The organism is Roseicyclus amphidinii (assembly GCF_030163755.1).
Lineage (GTDB): Bacteria > Pseudomonadota > Alphaproteobacteria > Rhodobacterales > Rhodobacteraceae > Roseicyclus > Roseicyclus amphidinii.
The window spans coordinates 50,730-69,807 of sequence record NZ_JASJOE010000011.1 but is presented as its reverse complement, the minus strand read 5'-3'; the positions used below and the strand labels follow the sequence as shown (position 1 = coordinate 69,807).

The window sequence follows — 19,078 nt, the reverse complement described above, 5'->3', positions numbered from 1 at the left end:
GTTCATACCAGCATGTGGACCATGCGCTGGGATGCCTCGGGGGCCGCGCGCGCCATCGCGGCGGCGATCGAAACCGGCATGGATTTCATCGAGATCGCGCTCCTGGATCCGGCCTCGACCGATGCAGCACTGGGCCGGCGTCTTCTGGATGAGGCAAGTCTGCCCGCTGTCTGTTCGCTGGGGCTGCCTCAGGCGGTCTGGGCCTCGCACAACCCCGACGGCGCGATCGATTTCCTGACGCTGGCGCTCGAGAAATGCGCAGGTCTCGGCGCGACAGCGCTGACTGGCGTGACCTATGGCGGGATCGGCGAACGCAGCGGCCTTCCGCCAAGCTACCGCGAACTCGACAATGTCGCCCGCGTGATCGAAGCGGCGGCGCGGATCGCCAAGGGGTATGGCCTGTTGTTCGGGATCGAACCGGTGAACCGCTACGAGTCGCATCTGATCAACACCGCCGCCCAAGGCGTCGCGATGATCGAGAGGGTGGGGGCCGACAACCTGTTCCTGCATCTCGACACCTATCACATGAACATCGAGGAAAAGGGACAGGCCAACGGCATCCTCGCGGCCCGCGAGCACCTCCGATACATCCACCTGTCGGAATCCGACCGCGGTACGCCCGGCGAGGGAACCTGTGACTGGGACGCGATATTTAGCGCGCTGGCCGCTATCGGGTTCGAGGGCGGACTGGCGATGGAAAGCTTCGTCAACATGCCACCGGAAATCGCGCATGGTCTGTCGGTTTGGCGGCCCGTTGCGGAGAGCTCGGAGGAGGTGATCGGGCGCGGCCTGCCCTTCTTGCGCAACAAGGCGCGGCAATATGGGCTGATCGAAAGGGGCGCGGCATGACGGAGCGGTTGCAGGGCAGGACGGCGGCGATCACGGGGGCGGCTTCGGGCATTGGCCTCGCCTGCGCGCGGGCGATGCTGGCCGAGGGGGCAGAGGTCATCTTGATCGACCGCGACGGCGAGAGGCTTGGCGCGCTGGTGGCTGAGATGGGGGCAGGTGCCCATGCCGTGATGCTCGACCTTATGGACGGGGCGGCGGTATCGGCCATGCTGCCGCGGCTTCTGGCCTGTACTGGGCAGCTCGACATCTTTCACGCCAATGCGGGTGCCTATGTCGGCGGCCCAGTGACCGAGGCCGACCCCGATCACTGGGATCGGGTGCTGAACCTGAACATCAACGCGGCCTTCCGCTCGGTCCATGCGGTGCTGCCGCATCTGGTGGCGCAGAAATCGGGCGACGTGATCTTCACCTCCTCCATCGCAGGGGTGGTGCCCGTGGTGTGGGAACCGATTTATACTGCGTCGAAATTCGCGGTTCAGGCTTTCGTCCATTCCACGCGGCGGCAGCTCATCCCGCACAATGTGCGCATGGGGGCGGTTCTGCCCGGCCCCGTCATCACCGCGCTGCTCGACAATTGGCCCAAGGCCAAGATGGAGGAAGCGCTGGCCAACCGCAGCCTGATGGAGGCGCGCGAGGTGTCGGATGCGGTCTTGTTCATGGTCACGCGGCCAGAGGGCGTCGTGATCCGCGACCTGACGATCCTGCCGCACGGGTGCGACCTGTGAGTGGCGCCCATGTCATCGGGATCGATGTCGGCACGGGCAGCGCGCGGGCGGGGGTTTTCGATCTGGCCGGGCACTTATTGGGTACGGCCAAGCAAGAGATCAGCCTGCATCATGCCGAGGGCCATAGGGTCGAGCAAAGCTCGGCCGAGATCTGGAAAGCGGTCTGTGGGGCAACCCGAGGCGCGGTCGCAGAGGCGGGTATAGACCCGAATAGCGTCGCCGGCATCGGGTTCGATGCGACCTGTTCGCTGGTCGTGTCGGGGCCGGGGGGCACGCCCCTGCCGGTCAGCCCCGGAGGGGACCCTGCGCGCGACATCATCGTCTGGATGGATCACCGCGCGCTCGATCAGGCGGCACGGATCAATGCGTGCGCGCATGACGTGCTGCGCTATGTCGGCGGCGTCATCTCACCTGAGATGCAAGCGCCCAAGCTCCTGTGGCTCAAGGAACGCAACCCCGAAAGTTACGCTCGTGCCGTGCAATTCTTTGACCTGACCGATTTCCTGACATGGCGAGCGACCGGCTCTCTTGCACGGTCGATCTGCACGGTTACCTGCAAATGGACCTATGTGCAGAAGGACGGCGGCTGGAATGCCGGTTTCTTCCGCGATATCGGCTTGGGTGATCTGGCCGAGGATGGCTTTGCCCGGATCGGAACCGAGATCGTGGGTGCCGGGACTGCTTTGGGTGCGGGCCTGAACGCAGAGGCCGCGGCGGATATGGGCTTGCCTGTCGGCACTTGCGTGGCGGCGGGGCTGATCGATGCGCATGCGGGTGGGCTTGGCACAGTGGGCGCGCCGGGGGCCGCGCCCGAAGAGCGGATGGCCTATGTCTTCGGGACATCCTCCTGCACGATGACCACGACCAGCGATCCGGTCTTCGTGCCCGGCGTCTGGGGCCCCTATTTCTCGGCCATGGTGCCGGGCATGTGGCTGAACGAGGGCGGGCAATCGGCTGCGGGGGCGGCCATCGCGCATCTGTTGCGCCACCATCCCGCCAGCGCAGAGGCGGCGGCCGCAGCGCGGGCCGATGGCCTGTCGCTGCCCGATTGGCTGGCGCGCCGGGCCACGGCGGGGGGCGATCCGCCCGCGGTGATCCTGCATCGTACGGCCCGGCTGCATGTCGTGCCTGAGTTTCTGGGCAACCGCGCGCCCTTTGCCGATCCGATGACGCGGGCGGTCATCGCCGGTCTGGGCATGGAGGACAGCATCGACAGTCTGGTCGATCTCTATCTCGCGGGGCTTCTGGGGCTGGCCTATGGCCTGCGCCAGATCATTGAGGCCCAGACCAGTTCAGGTGCGGCCATAAACTCCATCATCATAAGTGGTGGTGCTGGGCGCAGCGACCTGGTGCGGCAAGCGCTTGCCGATGCCACTGGCGTTGCGGTCGAAGCCCCCGAAACCGAGGAACCAGTGCTACTTGGATCCGCAATCCTCGGCGCGATGGCCGCTGGCCTTTTTCCGGATGCGGTCGCAGCGATGTCAGAAATGTCGCGCTGCAGGGATCGCTATATTCCGGACTTCGAAAGCGCCGGGTGGCATGACCGGCGGTATGCCATTCATAATGCCTTGCATGCGCTTGCGCGGGATGCAGCAGGTTACACTCACGGCGACCCATCAGGCGGCCTCGTCTGAGTCTATCGTGCGGCACCCACCAAGACGAAATCGTCCAGAGGGTTCCGACAAGTGGCACGGCCCGAATCCGAGCTGGCTCTGACACGAGAAATCGACAATTTTCGTCTGGCGGTTGGGTGAGCTACGGCTGGGTTGTTGAAGAAATATCTGTGTTGCGAATGGCTAGGATGGGGACTCCGTCGTCGCGTCGACCGTCCGCTCTCCGCCCCTTGCGCTGGCGAACTGCGCGTAGACGTGCCCGGCCCTGACCTGCCCTTCGTCACAGGGTCTTTTGCCGCAGCGCAGAGTGCCGAAGCAGACAACGTGCGGCGCGGGCTGTTCCTGTCTTCACTCGGCCATCAGCGCCTTGATCCCGCCGATGAACATTGCGTCGTCCTGCGCCTTGCGGCGGTCCAGCAGATCGGTAGCGTCCGGCCCGGCGCGGAAGCGCAGCTGGTCGCCGGGTTCCTTCACCGCCCGCCAGATCACGTCGGCTACCAGTTCGGGGGTTGACAGAGTGGCGGCCAGCTTGCCGAACAGCCGTCCCATGGCGGCGGCGGTTGGGGCGTAATCAGACAGATTGTGACCCATGGCGAAGTCGAAGGAGCGTCCGCCGAAGTCGGTCCTGATCATGCCCGGCTCGATGATGCGGACGCGGATGCCCAGTGGCTCCAGTTCGTAATGCAGCGCCTCGGACAGGCCTTCGACGGCGAACTTGGTGCCGTGATAAAGCGTACCCAGCGGGAAGGTGATCTGCCCGCCGATGGACGAAATGTTGACGATGGTGCCCATGCGACGCGCGCGCATCTGCGGCAGGACGGCTTTCGTCACCTCCAGCAGGCCGATCACGTTGGTGTCGAACTGGCGGCGGATGCGGTCCGTGGAAAACGCCTCCAACGGGCCATAGGCACCGTAGCCGGCATTGTTCAGCAGGACGTCGATACTGCCGAAGCGGTCGGTTCCCGCTTGGATGGCCGAAGCGATCGACGACGGGTCCGTGACGTCCAGCCGCGTGACCAAGGTGGCGTCGCCACCAAGATCCGAGACGGAAGGATCACGCATGGTGGCGATTACATTCCAGCCTTCGGACTGGAACCGCAGGGCGGTGGCCTTGCCGATGCCGGAGGACGCGCCGGTGATGAGGATGGTGGGCATGGTAGGGCTCCTTCAGGCGTTGAGGCGCAGCATGTCGGCGATGCCGAAATTGGTCAGGACGGTGCGCGTGACCTCGTGCAGCGCGGTGTTGTAGCGCTCGATCTCGGGGCCGACGCTGGTGTGATCGACCACAGTGCGGAACGACTTTTCCCCGAAGGGCATCGCCAGCAGGGCGACGACGGCCTCAGCGATGCGCTCGGGGCGTTGGTCGGGCGTAGCGTCCAGCATCCGAGCAAGACCTTGGGCAGACAGCGCGGGCACGGCGGCGAAATCGCCATACCCGGCCTCGCGCGCGGGGTCTTGCGGCGTCACCATGCCGTCGAAGAAGGCGGTGGGCATGGCACCCGGTTCGATGATGCAGGATTCGATACCAAAGCCGGAAAGCTCGGTCCGGTAGCATTCCACGATGGCTTCCAGTGCCCATTTCGAGGCGGAATAGGTGCCATAGAAAGGCGTGGCGATGCGCCCGATCAGGCTGGAGGTATACAGGACCGTGCCCCGCCCCTGGGCCCGGAAATGCGGCAGCGCCGCCCGCATCACCCGCTGCACGCCCATCACGTTCACGTCGAAGATGCGGGCCATGTCCTCGGGCGACATCAGTTCCTGGATGCCATAGGCCCCGATCCCGGCATTGTTGAACAGCACGTCGAGCCCGTCCAGCGCGGCGATGGCCTGCGCCAAGCCCGCCTCGGTGCTGGCGGTGTCGGTCACGTCCATCTCGACGATGCGCGCGCCCTCGGCCTGCAAGGCGGTCACGGTGTCTGCGGTGCGCCCGCTGCGGCTGCGGACGCTGCCCGCCACCGCGTGCCCCTGCGCCATCAGCGCCCGCGCCGTGGGCAGGCCAAATCCGCCCGCGATCCCGGTGATGAATACCTTTGCCATCTGTCCTGTCCTTGCTTGATGATGAGGCAACGATACTCCGAGCGGGACGCGGTCTCTTTCGTGATCGTCCAATAAACTTGCCTGATCCTCCGAATATCGAAACTTCTGTCACAGGTGCCTCCCCGTCCTGCTACAAGACCCACGAAGGGAGAACGGCATGGCAGGTTTGCTGGATCGCGCTACGGCGCTTCTGAACGCGGCACAGATGCGGCAGGGCGCCCTGGCCCATGTCCCCAGCGGGCTGCACCTGTTGCGTTACGCGGCAGAGACGCCGCAGACCGCCACGGTCTATCGCCCGCTGCTGTGCCTTGTGCTGCAAGGGGCAAAGCAGGTTGGCACCGGAACCCGCAGCCTGACGGTGGCACGGGGACACTCGCTGATCGTCAGCCACGCGCTGCCGGTCGTCTCCCGTATCACCGATGCTACGCCTGCGACGCCCTATGTCGCGCTGGTCCTGCCGCTGGACCTCGACCTGTTGCGCGGGTTGGCTCCTGCCGTGATGCCCGCGCTCACTCCGCACGCGAAAGACCCGTTCTCGATCACGCTTTGTCCGACGGACAAGGGGATGGAGGACGCGCTGGTCCGCCTGATCGAACAGAGCGCGTGGGATGACACGCGCCAGTTGCTCGCCCCGATCACCCGGCAGGAGGTGCATGCAAGGCTACTGCTGGGGCCGCATGCGGGCGCGCTGCACCGGCTTTTGTGGCACGAAACCACCGCCAGCCGCATCTTTCGCGCCACGCGCGAGATTCAGTCCGACCTGTCCCGCGCCCTGGTGGTGGCTGACCTCGCCGAAAGCATCGGCATGAGCCCCTCGACCTTCTTCGAGCATTTCAAGGCCGTCACCGGCACCTCTCCCCTTCAATACCAAAAGGACCTGCGCCTGCTGCACGCCCGCGACGCGCTGCGGTCCTCGGATGCCAAGGTCTCCGACGTAGCCTTCCGCGTCGGTTACGAGAGTTCGGCCCAATTCTCGCGCGAGTATGCAAGAAAGTTCGGCCTGTCCCCGCGTCAGGACCGGGCCGCACTGGCCGCCGAGTGAATCGCAGGTGTGCTCGGTCCCGGCCCTTTGCGGCCGGTCGGCAGTCGACTTGACGCTGTAGTTCAGCTTCAGCTCCGCTTCCGTGCGAACATAGCACTGAATTTTTCATTGTAAGTCTGGACTCTTCCGGTTGATCATCGAAGTTAAAATTCTCGGCCCAGATCTGGGCTTTGTTGCGCAAAGAGGGTGAAGGCCGGACCTCCCCTTTCCCCGGACGCACTTATGCCAAGGGCTCGGTGACAGGTATGCCGAGCGCGGTATAGCGGTTGAGCACGGCGGCGCGGATCTGGAGTTCTGCGACCTGACGATCGAAGTCGCGTGCCATGAGGCTCTGCCCCAGCAGATTCACGCAATGCACCTTCGTCTCGGCGCGGCTTCGGCGGTGGTAACCGCTCCATTTTCGCCAGATGGCGCGGCCCAGGTATTTCGATGCTCGGAGGGCTTCGTTCCGGGCGATGGCGCCCGCGGTCGAAGGCTTCCACGGTTTGGCGTTCCTGCGCGGCGGTATGCCTGCATGGGCGGCGCGGTCGGCGTTTCGCGCCACCGTGTTTGCGGGCGTGCCACTCGCCTTCGCCTTCGGCCTTGATGCCAGTGCTGTCCACTGCCCGGCAGGGCGTTACGTAGGGATGTCCCGAGAGGGGATCAGCAGGTTCAGCGGTTCCTTTGAGCCGTGGTGGGGAATATTCACAGCCAGGGATTTCTGGCGACGGCTCAGCGTGCTGAAATCCGGCACCGCCCAATCGAGGCCGACCAGGCGCAGCAGGCTCTCCACGAACCCGGTCGTCTGCCGGAGCGCCATGCCAAAGAGGACCTTCATCGTCAGACATGCCTGGATCGCGGCATCGCTGCACTGTGGCTGCCGGCCTCGCTTGCCGGTCGGCGGCGGCACCCAGATCATGTCCGGGTCGAACCAGATCGTCAGGGAGCCGCGCTGCTTCAGCGCCTTGTTGTAGGCCGGCCAGTTCTTGATCTTGTAGCTCGGCGGGATTGGTCTGCCCAAGCAGGACGGCTGCCATGCTGGATTCACGAGATGAATCCCTCATCCAGCCTTTGCGCAACAAAGCCCTATCCACCCACGATGCCGGGGCCTTCCTCACCGGCTTCATCCACGGAGACCCGTTCGGCCACGCGCTTCGCCGGCTTGCCTGCGAGAAAGATGCCACCTGGCTCGACAGGCTAGACTAGCGCGGCAGGACCAGCTCGACGCGCAGACCGCCTAGGGCGGCGCTGTCGTCCAGCGTCAGGCTGCCGCCGTGGCGCTGCGCGATGTCGCGCGCGATGGCGAGGCCGAGACCGACGCCCGAGCCGCGGTCCTGGTTGCGCGCGGCATCGAGCCGGGCAAAGGGCTGCATCGCCTCCTCGCGGCGGGCCGCGGGAATGCCGGGGCCGTCATCTTCGACCGTGATGCGCAAGGCACGCTCGGGCAGGCTCACGGTGACCCGCGCCCGGTTCCCGTAGCGCAGCGCGTTGCCCAGCAGGTTCGACAGGCAGCGCCGGACGGCCTGCGGGCGCAGCAGGACCGGGGCGGCCGCCCCGGGGGCGACCAGCTCGACCGCGCCGCCGCCGCGCTCGGTGTCGGCCACCAGCGCTCTGACCAGCGCCACCGGATCGGTCGGCGCGGGATCGTCCAGCGCCTCGCCACGGGCGAAATCGAGGAAGGTCGCCAGCAGCATCTCCATCTCCTCGACATCGCGGCGCAGGTCCGCGACCTCGGGCCCGTCGTCGATCATGCCGAGCGCCAGCTTCATCCGCGTCAGCGGCGTCCGCAGGTCATGGCTGACCCCCGAGAGCATCAGAGTGCGTTGGGCAATCATCGCCTCGATCCGCGCGCGCATGTCGAGAAAGGCACGGCCCGCGCTGCGCACCTCGGTCGCGCCAGAGGGGCTGTAGGGCAGCACCCGGCCCTTGCCGAAAGCTTCGGCCGCCTCGGCCAGGCGCTTGATCGGCTTGAGCTGGTTGCGCAGGAACAGGTAGGCCACCCAGGTCAGCAGCAGCCCGAAGAACACCATCAGCACCAGCAGTTGATGCGGGTTCGAGGCCGACATCCGCCGCCGTGACACCGCCAACCCGACCGGCCCCTCCGCGGTCTGCACCGCGATCAGCGGCCGCCGCCAGTCGGTGACCAGATCGACGGCCATGAGGCCCGGAAGCTCGGCACGCAAGACGCGGATCGCCTCGATCCCGGTCAGGTCATAGACCTCGCGCCGGTCCTGCACGCCGGTCGCGGCGATGTCGACGATCTGGATCTCCAGCGCCTCGGCCAGCGCGGCGGCGCGCGGCGCGTCGCCGACCGCCGAGGCCACGAGCGCGAGATCGAGCGCCAGCGCCTCGGACATCTGCCCGGCCACGCCCTGGAAATAGCGTTGCAGGATCTGGCCCGAGACGACAATCTGAAGCGTGACGATCGGCACGAGCAGGATCAACGCGGCCCGCCCGTAGAGGCCCCTGGGCAAGATGCGTTTGATCCAGGCGAATGTCATGGCCACAGTTAACCGGGCGGGGGCGGCGATGGAAAGCGAAAGCGGCGCGGTCTGGCTGGAGGACGGTCTGCGTCGGCTGACCGCCCCGAACCCGTCGGCCATGACCTGGCGGGGGACGAACACCTATCTTCTCGGGACGGACGAGGTGGCGGTGATCGACCCCGGCCCGGACGATCCGGCGCACCTGGACGCCATCCTTGCCACCCTCGCCCCCGGCGAGCGGATCGGCGCGATCCTCGTGACCCATTCGCACCGCGACCATTCCCCCCTCGCCCGCCCGCTGGCCGAGGCAACCGGGGCCCCCGTGCTGGCCGCGGGTCCCTCGGACTGGGGCCGGAGCGCGCTGATGCACAGGCTGGCCGGCACCGGCGGCATCGGCGGCGGCGAGGGCGTGGACGAGGGCTTTGCCCCCGACCGCCGGATCGCCGAGGGCTGCACGCTGACCGGCGGCTGGGGCCGCATCGACGTGCTGGAGACACCGGGCCACATGGCCAACCACCTGTGTTTCGCATGGCAGGGCGCGGTCTTCACCGGCGACCTGGTGATGGGCTGGTCGACCTCGCTGGTCTCGCCGCCCGATGGCGACATGGGGGCCTTCATGGCCTCGTGCCGCAAGCTTGCGCGGCGCAGCGACCGGGTGTTCCACCCCGGCCACGGCGATCCGGTGCGCGACCCGGCCGCCCGGCTGGCCGAGCTCATCGCCCATCGCGCGGGGCGCGAGGCGCAGATCCTCGCCGCGCTCCACAGCGCGGGCCCTGCCACCGCCGAACAGCTCGCCAGGCGCATCTACGAGGGCCTCGCGGCGCCCCTGCTGCCCGCCGCCACCCGCAACGTCCTCGCGCATCTCATTGATCTGGTTGAACGAAACGAGGTCTCCACGGGCGGCGGCCTGACCGCGGAGGCGACATTCTTTCGAGCATGACCCGTCATGCGTTTTTTTGCGCTTCCCCCTCTGGACGCTCGGAATCGCTCTTGCTATACGCTGCCCCAGTTCCGGCGTAGCTCAGCGGTAGAGCAGTTGACTGTTAATCAATTGGTCGTAGGTTCGATCCCTACCGCCGGAGCCAAAATCCCCTGATTTAACAAAGCCTTGCCGGGCGAATGGAAATTCAGCGTCCGACCGTCCGACCGCCGTCCGACATCGGATTGTCGGACGGTCACCCATCACCCGTCCCTCCCCGGCAGGCTGCGCCCCTTCGCGGCCAGTCGCTCCATCTGCCGCCGCTCCTGGCGGCTCATGGGCCGGTCGCGCTCGGCGATCTCTTCAGGGCTGAGGTTGCAGGTATGCACTTTGCGGCGGCTTTGTTCGTCCAGAAAACCGGCTCGGATAGCGGACAAAAGAAGACTGTGCGCAGCGACGGACTTCCCCAAGTATCCAGCCATCACACGTCCCTCCCGTGCCACCTGTCGAGCGCCGTCAGCAGCCCGTAGATCGCGGCAATGACCGCCGCGATGCCGGTCAGCGCGCCGAGCGCGAACCATGTAAACGGGCTCATGCCGTGGCCCTGTCGATAATCGGCCACCGCGAAAGCGTCACCCGATGGACGCTCGAGCCGCGAAAGGTCAGCGGCTTGCGCGCAGTGACTTCCCTAACGTGCCGGTGCCCCTCGGCCCACTTGACCAACAGGTGCGTGCCGCGGATGAACGTGTCGCGCTCGACCTCGGCCAGGAACGCGTCGAGGGTGTCGAAGGGCACCTCGATCAAATGGAACACCGGGCGGTGGCCGGGGAGGGCCGTCCTGATGCTTTCGTGAAACCAGACCTGTACTACGATCGGCATGTGTCGTCATTCCTTTCGGTTGGGCCGCGTCACGGCATCGACCGCGCGCATTGCGGCGATGTCGCTGGCGGGCATGTAGACCTGGCGCAGGCCGGGATCCTCGCCCGCCGTGTTGCCGAGGGCATCGTCGACATTCGACGGGTCGACCCCGTTCCTGTAGGCCACCGTCGAGAAGCTGCGGCGCAGGTCGCTGAACCGCGCGTCGGCGACGGAGGGGCATGTCTCGGCCGCGACGGTGCGCGCGGCGTGGAAGGCATGGCTCAGGCGCTCGGTCGTGATCGCCCGGCCCTTGGCGTCGGCGATCACCAGCGCCTCCTTCGCCTCGGCCTGCTGCCAAAGCGGCATCAGCCAGCCCACGACCGCGGCATTGATGGCCAGCCGCGTGACGCGCCGCTTGCGGTCCTTGGACCGGACCAGCGTCCAGGTCAGTCGGGGATCCGCGCGCGGATCCTCGTCGATGCGTTCCATCGACAGGGCCGCAAAGCGCAGCTCGCGGATGTCCTTGGGGCGCTGGCCCTGGTACATCGCCAGCTCCATGGCGCGGCGCAGCCAAGGCAGCTCGAGCGCGTCGGCGGCATCGCAGAGCGCGTCGAATTCGGGCCAACTGACCACGCGGGCGCGGCGGGCGGGCGTTTCCATGTCGAGATCGGTGGCGGGGTTGGTGGCGATGTAGCCGCGGCGGGCCGCCCATTTCAGCATCGTGCCGAGGGTCCGCACCAGGCGCTGCGCCATGCGCGGGCCGTGATCGTCGTAGAGCGCGTCATACCAGAGCACGATGGCCGGCCGGGTCAGAAGCCGCGCCTGCGTGCCCGCCCAATGGTCGCAGATCCGCCGCGCGTCGTAGGTGTAATTCCGCAGCGAGCTGTCGCTGAGGCCGCGCACGCGGGGCGAGGCCAGCCAGGCATTCGCCACCTCTTCGAGCGAGCGCGGCTGGTCGACCACGCCCTTGACCGTGGGCCGGGCGCGCCCGAGCAGGCGATCGGCCTTGCGGTTGAGATCCTCGGCCGCGCGCACGGCGGCCGTGGGCCTGTCGGGGTCGAGTTCCACCGGCGTCATGCCCACGGTGCGGCGCGTGGCCGATGGTTCCCACCAAACGCGCCATGTGCCGTCCGCGCGCTGGCGCTGGCGCAGGCCCGTCGGCAGATCGCCGGGGATCGGCGGGCGGGCTTTCGTCATGCTCGCCGCCTCGCCTGGGTCATCACATGCACCTGGGCGGTCGTCATCCCAACGCGCTCGGCCTCTTCGATGTCGGCGGCCGTGAGGTTGCAGGTCTGCTCCAGCCACCGTTCAACAGCGGCCCGGCGAAACAGTTTCGGGCGTTTCTGGTGCGGCATCTGCAGCGGAAATCCCTCGTCGGCCTGCAGCCTGGGCAAATGGTTGCGCAGCTGATCGTCGGTGACGCCCAGCAGGTGCGCCACTTCCTGTGTCGTCATGAACAGGCGGGTCACATCGGGACGCGGTGCCATCATGCAGCCCCCCCTGCGCCTGCATCCGTGCCCTGTTCCTCGAAATTCGGCAGAACCAACGTGAAGACATTGTCCACGCGGCGCGACAACGCCTCGATCTCTGCCTGGACCCGCCGCCGCTCGAGCAGTTCCTGGAAACAGGCCGCGCCGAAAACATGCAGCATCGTCGTGCCCTCGGCCGTGATGCGGCCGTGCTGCAGCTCCTGCGCGACCTCGATCAGCGCCTCGATGTGCTCGTTCGTGATCACGACCGTCGCGTATGCCACGGACGGCGTTGGCGATTGGCTGGGTATGCGTGACATTGCCACCTCCTGTGTGCTGTTGGCGCGCACAGTAGGCGGTGGCGAGTTGAAACTGTCAACTCAAAACTTGCGTTTCACTCACATTTTGAACCCGCCGCCAGCGCAGCGCAACGGCCCGTCATGGCAAGCCGACCCGCCAGCTGGCAACCACGATGCCGCGGATCGACACGTTCGTACCGTCCACGACATGGACGCGCATCTCTTCGCCGGGAGCAATGCCCACAAGCACCGGCGGGCGGTATTCGCGCAGCACCGTGACCGCCGCGCCGATCGACAGGTCATAGACCTGCGCCAACACCACGTCGCCAGCGCGCGCGCGTTCCGCGGCATTGCCGTCCACCAGCATCATGTCGCCCTTGCGGTAGCCCAGCAAAAGCAGCGCGTTCGTCCGCACCTGCCAGATATCGAGGCCCGCGCGCCCGGCCCCCAGCGCCTCGGCCAAGGTGCGACTGACCGCTGACCCGGTTTGCGCCTGGTAGGGCACGGCATCGCCATCTGAAAAGCCCGGACGAAGCGTCCGGGCCTGAGCCGGGGCCACCTCGCCCGCGCGCTCGAGCACCTCGTCGAGCGGCAGGTCAAGCGCCGTGGCAAAGGCCTGCGCCCAGGGCAACGTCATCTTCTGCTGGCCCGCGTAGATCTTGGACACGTTCGAGCGGTCACGCCCCGCCAAAGCGGCGATCTGATCGGCCGTGACGCCCTGTGTTTTCTGGCGTTTCTTGAAAAATGCCGCGTCCATGAGTGACGAGTATCAACTTTTCACCTCACATTTATGTGTGGATTTCTCATTTTTTGCTTGCAAACGCACATCGCCCGATACAACACATTGGGTCATGACTGTGAACCTGACACCACTGGATGTGTGCAAACGCTTGATCGGGCGTGAGGAGGTGCTGGCGGACATATGCAGTGTCCACGCCAAGGCACCCTACCACTGGAACCGTGCCGCGGCCTACCGCGATGCGGGCGACGTGCCGTCGGCGCGCTACCAGCGCGTTCTGTTGCGGCATTCCGAACAGCACAAGCTGGGCCTGACGGCCCGGCATCTGATCGAAGGGGCACCGGAGGCCGAGATCGAGGCTATCCTGGCCGCGCGCGCGGCTGCCCCCCTGATGCAGGACGGCCCGCAAGAGGCCGCCTGAACCGCGCCCGGCGCGATGGTGCGCCGGGGGCATGGCCCCGCCGGAGGACTGGCCGACGCCGTCACTCACGGACCCGGCGGGCACGCGGGGGATCGGCGCTGGGGCCGGTCCCCCGCCCATCGGAGGCGCAGGCAATGGATCGTGTGGGGGTATCCCTGATGATGACCAAGTTGGGCTACGCGGCGTCCGTCGGACGCCTGTCGCGCGGCGACATCGTCGATGCGCGTCACCGCCTGGGCCAGGAACTCGACGGGCGCGACGACCCCGAGGGGCGCGCCCATCTGATCGGGTTCTGCGACCGGCTGACCGCGGCGTTCCACGACCGCGACGCGCTCGAGCTGATCGGCGAAGAGCTGCGCGTCGCGCTGCGCACCTGGGCGCGGCCCGACCCCGTCGACATCCACCGGAGGGACATTTATGGCTGAGCACAAGCTGACCCTGCCCGACCAGTTCGTCGTCAACGCGCTGATCTACCTCTCGGCCGGGCTGATCGTCCCGGACGGCGAGCAGCGCATGGTGATCGCGGAAATGTCGGTGCAGCTGAAAGGCTGCAACTGGGACAACCCGCGCATGGCCCCGCTGATCGACGTTGCGCAGGCGTTCATCGAGGCCGACGCCAAGCCGGGGACGCTGCGCCGCGATGCCCTGTTTTCCGCCCGCATGGCGGCGGCGCGCGTCCTGACGCCCTTCACGCTGTGGCGCATGGGGCTGATCCAGGCCGCGATCGCCAGCGCGCCCAAGACGGGGGCCGCAGCATGATCGACATGATCAACCACCCACCGCACTACACCGCGCACCCGTCCGGCGTGGAGTGCATCGAAATTACCGAGCACTACAGTTTCTGCCTGGGCAACGCGATCAAGTATATCTGGCGCGCGGGGCTCAAAACCGATGATCCTGTCGAAGACCTGCGCAAAGCGCAGTTCTATCTCGCCCGCGAAATCGCCCGCCTCGAGCCCGAGGTCGACACCGCCAAGCGCATCGACGTGATCCGGGCAGCGCGCTCCATCCTGTCGTCGGTGCCCCGTCCGGTGCCAACCGATGCACCGCCAAACTCCAATCCCGCGGCCGACGGCACGTCCCTGGCCGAAGCCGCGGTCCAGCCCCCCGACGCGGCCGTCGATCCCTCGTGCGGCGCGCCGGGGGGCGCGGTTTCCGAGACGACAGCGCCGCAGGTGTCCTCCCTGCCCGGCGCGGTCCAGTCCCCCGACGTGCAAGCAGACACCACAGGTGGCCCGTCGGGGGGCGCTTATGTCACCGGTCCCTACAGCGAGGCCGAGATCGAGCAGGCTGCGGCCCTGCTGCGCGCGGGCAAGGGCGCGCCTGAAATCGCCGCCGCGCTTAACCGTGATCCGCGCGGTGTGCATGTCGCCATCCGGCGCGCCCGCAAGGCGTATCCGAAGGGCAAGCCCGCGCCCCAGCCGGGCGTCCAGCCCCACACGCCCGGCCCCCGTCAGGCGGTGGCCGAGCGCCCCGCCGCACCTGTTGCCGTGCCGCACCCGCCCCCCGTTTCCGGGTCGCGGCCACCTGAGCCGGGCGGCGCTGCCGTGCCGTCCGGCTCCTTTTCCGCCCCGTCCGCGCAGGTCGGTGGGGCAAAGACGGGGATCCGGCGCGAGGTGGCGCAATGGCTGACCATGGTGAACAACGATGCCACCTGGACACCCGCCAAGGACCTGGCGTTGGCCGAGTGCATCGTCCGGGGCGACGGCATCGCCGGGGCCGCGATGGAAATCGAGATCCCGTCCGAGGATTGCCGCGCGCGCTGGCAGCTGCTGACCGAGCAAATCCGCACCGGCAAGGGCCTGTCGATCGACGGCCAGTCCGCGCTGATGGCCGAGCTGAGGGAGCGGGCGCTGGACGCTGAGATGATGTGGATCAAGAGATGACGGCGCTGGAACGCATCGAGCGGCTGAAACATGCCGCGCGCATCGACGCCCTGCCCGCCCGGCCGAAAAAACTGACGTGGCAACATGACCTGACGCTTCTCGGCTTTGCCGTCAATCCAGCTGGGGGGGGGCTCGAAGCCGTCAAGCAAGAAACCGGCTATGTCCACAGCACCTTGTTTGCCCGAGCCTATCGGCTGCTGCCAAAGCCCTGCACCCATTCAGATCTGGCGGCCACGCAAGCGGTCCTGTCCGAGCGCGCGGGGGCCGAGCGCAGTGAGTAGTCGCCACAGCCATTCGATCGAGGACATCAAGGACATGCTGGTCGCCAAGGTCGACCAGGTGGCGCATCACTACGCGCCGCCCTGCGCCGCCAGCTACACCGACAGGGGCCTGTATTTCACGCTTAACCCCGGTCGGGCCGACCGCAGCGTCGGCAGTTTCGTCGTGCGGCTGACCGGGCCCAAAGCGGGCACCTGGAACGACTACGCCACCGGCCAGTATGGCGACCTGCTCGACCTGATCCGGCTCAACCTCGGCTGCAGCCTGGTCGACGCGCTGCGCGAGGCGCGCGCGTTCCTCGGGCTGAACGTCGCTGATCCCGCCCTGGTGCGCCAGCGCGAGAAATCCGCGGCCGAGGCCAAGGCCCGCCGCCTCGAGGCCGAGCGCCAGCATGCCGAGACGCGGCGGCGCGCCGCCGACCAAGCGTTTGCCCTGTGGCTGGGCGCGCGCGAAGGGCTGCGCGGCACGCCGGTCGAGCGATACCTGGCCGATGCCCGCGGCATCGACCTGGGCCAGCTCGGCCGCCAGCCGCGCGCGCTGCGCTACATGCCCGAATGCTATTTCCGGCACACCGACCCGAAAACCGGCGAGATCATCGAGGCCCGCCTGCCCGCCATGGTGGCGCTGGTCAGCAACCGGCAGGGCCGCGGCGTGGCGCTGCACCGGACCTACCTGCAGCTCAAGGGCGGCAGCTGGTCCAAGGCCGACCTGCCCGCCAGCAAGAAGGTGCTGGGCGATTACGCGGGCCACGCGATCCACATCTGGCGCGGCCAGGGTCCGCGCGGCGGCAAGCCCGCGAGCCTGTGGCAGGCCCCCGGCCCGCTGCGCGTGTTCATCGCCGAGGGGATCGAGGACGCGCTGAGCGCGGCCATGCTCCTGCCCGAGGCGCGGATCCTGGCGGCCATCAGCCTGTCGAACATGGGCGGCGTCACCCTGCCCCCCACCGTCGATCACGTCACGCTGATCGCCGACCAGGACGAGAACGAGCAGGCGCGCGCGCAGTTGGACCGCGCCGTGGTCCTGCACCAGACAGCCGGGCGGCGCGTGTCCGTCTGGCGCAACACCCGCGGGGGCAAGGATCTGAACGATGCACTCCGCGCCCAGCTGAAGGGAGATGCGGCATGAATTTTCGCGTTGAAACGGGATGGATTAAAACAGGCGAGCATGTGCTGGCTTTCGGCTTAAACAGCGCGTTCCTGATCGACGGGCGCGGTCGCATCGTCGATGAAAGCGTGCTGAGCCCCGACAATCAGTTCGCTGCCGTCGCGCGCCGGATCGTCACGGAGCACCTGCCCCGCCTGATGAAAGCCAATGCCTTAAAAAGCATCGGCACGGCCAAGTCGCAGGATCGCCGCGCGTTCTTGGGGCTGTTGGCCCATGCCTGCAATCACGCCGCCGCGCACGAAGGATTTGGCCAATGACCGACACCACCGGCCAGAGCTGGCCTGCCCCGATCCAGCACGTCACCCGCGCGCTGCGCTCGCCCACGCTGGCCATGATCGTGCGCGCGCTGGCCGAGCGGCCGCTGACCTACCCCGATCTGCTCATGGCGGTCTATCGCGGCAACGAGCCCACATGGGCCGAGGCATGCCTGCGGCAAACGATCTACCACAGCGATGCCAAGCTGCACCCGTTCGGCTGGCACATCCAGCGCGCGAAGCGCGGCCGCGGCCGCTGCGCCCTGACCCTCGTGCCGCTCGACGCCCGCAATCCCGCCCGCGCCGCCGCGCGGGCCGCCCTTGTCCACCAGGAAGGTTTCGCCCATGCATCCTGACCCCCATGTCGCCCATATCCCCGCCCGCGATGTCGTCCATGTGCCCACGCCCAGCGACGAGGCGATCCAGCTGATGTTCCTGGCGCTCTACCGCGACCTGAGCGGCGCGTTCGAGGACCGGCTGCACTGGATCCGGCACCTGGAACGCCCGCGCTGGTGGCAGCTCCGCGCCATGGCCGCGCATCGCCGCGTGCGGCTGATCTTCCTCAGCCACGGCTTCCTGCTGACCGACGGGCTCGCTTGGGAATTCATGACCACCCCGCACCGGGCGTTTCCCGACGAGGACAGCGGCGGCGCGCTGATCCGGCGGCTGCGCATGGTGTTCCAGTGGCAGATGGGCGTCCCCTACGCGCCGCTGAGCGTCATCGAGGGAGGGCGGGTCCATGAGTGGTGAGTGGTCCGACTGGATCCAGCATGACGGCAGCGGATGCCCCCTGCCGCTGGGCACGATGTGCGAGCGGGAGTTCGACGAGGACACCATCAATATGCTGCGCCCCTGGGATGGTCCGTCGCACTATCATCAGTTCCCTGTTCACCCGCAGGAACAAGGTACCTGGTCGGGTGACCCCGAATGCGCCCAAGTCATCCGCTACCGCTACCTGCGCCCCGCCGCCCTGGTCGAGCTGATCCGCATGGCCGAGGCCCCGCAGCCGGTGACCGCCCCCGCCGCCGCGCCGGAGACCGAGGCCGCATGACGATCCCCCGCGACATCGCCGCAGGGGATCACCCTGTCAGTGCAGGCGCGCGGCCTGCTGCGTCACCGCGCGGACCTGTGCCGCCGCGGCTTGCCGAAACCGGCGCGGAATGTCAGTCTGGCCGCCTGGTAAACGCGAGTGCTGGTCATGGACGACGACGATCCCGCCCGAAAATACCTGCCCAAGCCCAAGGCGGAAAAACCGCCCAAGGCAAAGCGCCCGCGCCGCAGTGTCGGGGTGCTGGACGAGGGCGATTGGGTTTTGATCGGCGTCATCCTTGCCCCTGCGCTACTTGTCATATCCGTGACGGAAAACTTCACCAATCCATGGGCTTGGGTCGCGGCCCTTGGCTGCGGCGGCGGCATGCTGGTGATGATCTTCGGCGCGCGCCAGCCCGAGGCAACGCGCCAACCGCTGATCTGGATCGGGGCCGTCTTGCTGTTATTGGGCGTGGCCGTTCCGGCCATCCTCGAGCCCTTCTAACCCACCCCACAGCCCCCAACCCCAACGGCCGCAAACATGTCGTCAGGGCCAATCGGGCGGGCGGTATCCGTCTAGATACGCCCGCAACAGCCGCGCGCGACCCTGGTCGATCTGGCGTCGCCCGTTGGCCCAATCCGAAAACGTCTGCACCGCACGCTCGGAGCTTACGCCGAGCATGCGGGCCAGATCGGCGGCAGGCAGGCCGAGCGTTTGCCGGGCCTGCTGAAACTCGGCGGAGTTCATCAATTCTGGCGGCGCTGGCGCATCCATTTCTGGGCAGCTTTTTTCAGATCGCCGCTTTTGGCGGTCACAGTGCCACCCATGAAGCCACCACCCTCGCAAATCTGGCGGCGGCGACCGTCGTTGGTTTCGACCCAAACGTAGCCGTCATATGTCTCGGTTGCGGCGGGCGCGGAAAAGGTGATTTGGCCAAGCTCTGCGGTGCGGGTGGTGTATATGGTCATCTGTCTGTCTCCATTTCGGGCGGTTGGGCCGTTGCTGATAGCCCATACATATCGCAAAGCGATA

At 67.3% G+C, this 19,078-nt stretch carries 28 protein-coding genes, 1 tRNA gene and 1 pseudogene; 18 read left to right on the top strand and 12 right to left on the bottom strand.

Annotated elements, in window-relative coordinates; genetic code table 11:
- Positions 1–21 precede the first annotated feature (21 nt).
- The 3 genes from QQK83_RS05900 to QQK83_RS05890 are packed head-to-tail and all read left to right on the top strand — an operon-like array spanning position 22 to position 3,208.
- Positions 22–849: a sugar phosphate isomerase/epimerase family protein gene (locus QQK83_RS05900; protein ID WP_284262534.1), complete on the top strand. Its 828-nt coding sequence runs from the start codon at positions 22–24 to the stop codon at positions 847–849.
- Positions 846–1,574: an SDR family oxidoreductase gene (locus QQK83_RS05895; RefSeq protein WP_284262533.1), complete on the top strand. Its 729-nt coding sequence runs from the start codon at positions 846–848 to the stop codon at positions 1,572–1,574. The genes QQK83_RS05900 and QQK83_RS05895 overlap by 4 nt, the downstream gene beginning before the upstream one ends.
- A complete protein-coding gene (locus tag QQK83_RS05890) occupies positions 1,562–3,208 on the top strand; it encodes an FGGY-family carbohydrate kinase (protein ID WP_417750338.1) in 1,647 nt (548 codons plus the stop codon). The genes QQK83_RS05895 and QQK83_RS05890 overlap by 13 nt, the downstream gene beginning before the upstream one ends.
- Positions 3,209–3,535: 327 nt before the next feature.
- Here the strand turns inward: QQK83_RS05890 and QQK83_RS05885 are convergent, their stop codons facing one another.
- Positions 3,536–4,342, bottom strand: coding sequence for an SDR family oxidoreductase (locus QQK83_RS05885; RefSeq protein WP_284262531.1), 807 nt, complete (start codon positions 4,340–4,342; stop codon positions 3,536–3,538).
- A gap of 12 nt (positions 4,343–4,354) precedes the next feature.
- On the bottom strand, positions 4,355–5,224 hold the full coding sequence (locus QQK83_RS05880) for an SDR family NAD(P)-dependent oxidoreductase (protein WP_284262530.1): 870 nt from the start codon (positions 5,222–5,224) through the stop codon (positions 4,355–4,357).
- Positions 5,225–5,381: 157 nt separating this feature from the next.
- Here QQK83_RS05880 and QQK83_RS05875 point away from each other — a divergent pair, with 157 nt between their 5' ends.
- A complete protein-coding gene (locus QQK83_RS05875) occupies positions 5,382–6,266 on the top strand; it encodes an AraC family transcriptional regulator (RefSeq protein WP_284262528.1) in 885 nt (294 codons plus the stop codon).
- Between the two features lie 220 nt (positions 6,267–6,486).
- Here QQK83_RS05875 and QQK83_RS05870 read toward each other — a convergent pair.
- Positions 6,487–7,266 (bottom strand): annotated as a pseudogene (locus QQK83_RS05870) (IS5 family transposase).
- 14 nt (positions 7,267–7,280) lie between these two features.
- Here QQK83_RS05870 and QQK83_RS05865 point away from each other — a divergent pair.
- Positions 7,281–7,451 (top strand): hypothetical protein, encoded by a 171-nt coding sequence (locus QQK83_RS05865; RefSeq protein ID WP_284262527.1) that lies wholly within the window; start codon positions 7,281–7,283, stop codon positions 7,449–7,451.
- On the opposite strand, the gene QQK83_RS05860 is transcribed toward QQK83_RS05865, so the two are convergent.
- Complete coding sequence (locus QQK83_RS05860) at positions 7,448–8,746, bottom strand: ATP-binding protein (protein WP_284262525.1); 1,299 nt, start codon at positions 8,744–8,746, stop codon at positions 7,448–7,450. The two genes, QQK83_RS05865 and QQK83_RS05860, sit on opposite strands and share 4 nt — an antisense overlap.
- Here QQK83_RS05860 and QQK83_RS05855 point away from each other — a divergent pair.
- Positions 8,745–9,668, top strand: coding sequence for an MBL fold metallo-hydrolase (locus QQK83_RS05855; protein ID WP_417750337.1), 924 nt, complete (start codon positions 8,745–8,747; stop codon positions 9,666–9,668). The genes QQK83_RS05860 and QQK83_RS05855 overlap by 2 nt on opposite strands.
- 70 nt (positions 9,669–9,738) lie before the next feature.
- Positions 9,739–9,813 (top strand) — tRNA-Asn (locus tag QQK83_RS05850).
- Positions 9,814–9,910: 97 nt separating this feature from the next.
- Here QQK83_RS05850 and QQK83_RS05845 read toward each other — a convergent pair.
- From QQK83_RS05845 to QQK83_RS05820, 6 genes are all read right to left on the bottom strand, one after another.
- Positions 9,911–10,129, bottom strand: a complete 219-nt coding sequence (locus QQK83_RS05845) for a hypothetical protein (protein WP_284262524.1) — start codon at positions 10,127–10,129, stop codon at positions 9,911–9,913.
- Positions 10,130–10,238: 109 nt separating this feature from the next.
- On the bottom strand, positions 10,239–10,526 hold the full coding sequence (locus tag QQK83_RS05840) for a hypothetical protein (RefSeq protein WP_284262523.1): 288 nt from the start codon (positions 10,524–10,526) through the stop codon (positions 10,239–10,241).
- Between the two features lie 6 nt (positions 10,527–10,532).
- Positions 10,533–11,702: a tyrosine-type recombinase/integrase gene (locus QQK83_RS05835; protein ID WP_284262522.1), complete on the bottom strand. Its 1,170-nt coding sequence runs from the start codon at positions 11,700–11,702 to the stop codon at positions 10,533–10,535.
- A complete protein-coding gene (locus tag QQK83_RS05830) occupies positions 11,699–11,995 on the bottom strand; it encodes a MerR family transcriptional regulator (RefSeq protein WP_284262521.1) in 297 nt (98 codons plus the stop codon). The genes QQK83_RS05835 and QQK83_RS05830 overlap by 4 nt, the downstream gene beginning before the upstream one ends.
- On the bottom strand, positions 11,992–12,258 hold the full coding sequence (locus QQK83_RS05825) for a hypothetical protein (protein ID WP_284262519.1): 267 nt from the start codon (positions 12,256–12,258) through the stop codon (positions 11,992–11,994). Before QQK83_RS05825 ends, QQK83_RS05830 begins: the two co-directional genes overlap by 4 nt.
- Before the next feature lie 154 nt (positions 12,259–12,412).
- Positions 12,413–13,030: a helix-turn-helix domain-containing protein gene (locus QQK83_RS05820; RefSeq protein ID WP_284262518.1), complete on the bottom strand. Its 618-nt coding sequence runs from the start codon at positions 13,028–13,030 to the stop codon at positions 12,413–12,415.
- 94 nt (positions 13,031–13,124) lie between these two features.
- Here QQK83_RS05820 and QQK83_RS05815 point away from each other — a divergent pair, with 94 nt between their 5' ends.
- The 11 genes from QQK83_RS05815 (at position 13,125) to QQK83_RS05765 (ending at position 18,550) form a co-directional block, all read left to right on the top strand.
- Entirely contained in the window at positions 13,125–13,433 is a 309-nt protein-coding gene (locus QQK83_RS05815) for a hypothetical protein (RefSeq protein ID WP_284262516.1), read from the top strand.
- 158 nt (positions 13,434–13,591) lie between these two features.
- Complete coding sequence (locus QQK83_RS05810; protein WP_284262513.1) at positions 13,592–13,858, top strand: hypothetical protein; 267 nt, start codon at positions 13,592–13,594, stop codon at positions 13,856–13,858.
- Entirely contained in the window at positions 13,851–14,192 is a 342-nt protein-coding gene (locus QQK83_RS05805) for a hypothetical protein (protein WP_284262512.1), read from the top strand. The genes QQK83_RS05810 and QQK83_RS05805 overlap by 8 nt, the downstream gene beginning before the upstream one ends.
- A complete protein-coding gene (locus QQK83_RS05800) occupies positions 14,189–15,319 on the top strand; it encodes a DUF3310 domain-containing protein (protein ID WP_284262510.1) in 1,131 nt (376 codons plus the stop codon). Before QQK83_RS05805 ends, QQK83_RS05800 begins: the two co-directional genes overlap by 4 nt.
- Complete coding sequence (locus QQK83_RS05795) at positions 15,316–15,600, top strand: hypothetical protein (RefSeq protein WP_284262508.1); 285 nt, start codon at positions 15,316–15,318, stop codon at positions 15,598–15,600. Before QQK83_RS05800 ends, QQK83_RS05795 begins: the two co-directional genes overlap by 4 nt.
- Entirely contained in the window at positions 15,593–16,723 is a 1,131-nt protein-coding gene (locus QQK83_RS05790) for a DUF7146 domain-containing protein (RefSeq protein ID WP_284262506.1), read from the top strand. The genes QQK83_RS05795 and QQK83_RS05790 overlap by 8 nt, the downstream gene beginning before the upstream one ends.
- The gene (locus tag QQK83_RS05785; RefSeq protein WP_284262505.1) at positions 16,720–17,019 is read left to right on the top strand and encodes a hypothetical protein; all 300 of its coding nucleotides are present in this window, start codon (positions 16,720–16,722) and stop codon (positions 17,017–17,019) included. Before QQK83_RS05790 ends, QQK83_RS05785 begins: the two co-directional genes overlap by 4 nt.
- Positions 17,016–17,372 (top strand): hypothetical protein, encoded by a 357-nt coding sequence (locus tag QQK83_RS05780; protein ID WP_284262503.1) that lies wholly within the window; start codon positions 17,016–17,018, stop codon positions 17,370–17,372. Before QQK83_RS05785 ends, QQK83_RS05780 begins: the two co-directional genes overlap by 4 nt.
- Positions 17,362–17,766 (top strand): hypothetical protein, encoded by a 405-nt coding sequence (locus QQK83_RS05775; RefSeq protein ID WP_284262501.1) that lies wholly within the window; start codon positions 17,362–17,364, stop codon positions 17,764–17,766. The genes QQK83_RS05780 and QQK83_RS05775 overlap by 11 nt, the downstream gene beginning before the upstream one ends.
- Complete coding sequence (locus tag QQK83_RS05770; RefSeq protein ID WP_284262499.1) at positions 17,756–18,067, top strand: hypothetical protein; 312 nt, start codon at positions 17,756–17,758, stop codon at positions 18,065–18,067. The genes QQK83_RS05775 and QQK83_RS05770 overlap by 11 nt, the downstream gene beginning before the upstream one ends.
- A gap of 147 nt (positions 18,068–18,214) precedes the next feature.
- The gene (locus QQK83_RS05765) at positions 18,215–18,550 is read left to right on the top strand and encodes a hypothetical protein (RefSeq protein WP_284262497.1); all 336 of its coding nucleotides are present in this window, start codon (positions 18,215–18,217) and stop codon (positions 18,548–18,550) included.
- 42 nt (positions 18,551–18,592) lie between these two features.
- Here QQK83_RS05765 and QQK83_RS05760 read toward each other — a convergent pair whose 3' ends face one another.
- On the bottom strand, positions 18,593–18,793 hold the full coding sequence (locus tag QQK83_RS05760; RefSeq protein WP_284262494.1) for a helix-turn-helix domain-containing protein: 201 nt from the start codon (positions 18,791–18,793) through the stop codon (positions 18,593–18,595).
- Positions 18,793–19,014, bottom strand: a complete 222-nt coding sequence (locus QQK83_RS05755) for a hypothetical protein (RefSeq protein ID WP_284262492.1) — start codon at positions 19,012–19,014, stop codon at positions 18,793–18,795. The genes QQK83_RS05760 and QQK83_RS05755 overlap by 1 nt, the downstream gene beginning before the upstream one ends.
- Between the last annotated feature and the right edge of the window lie 64 nt (positions 19,015–19,078).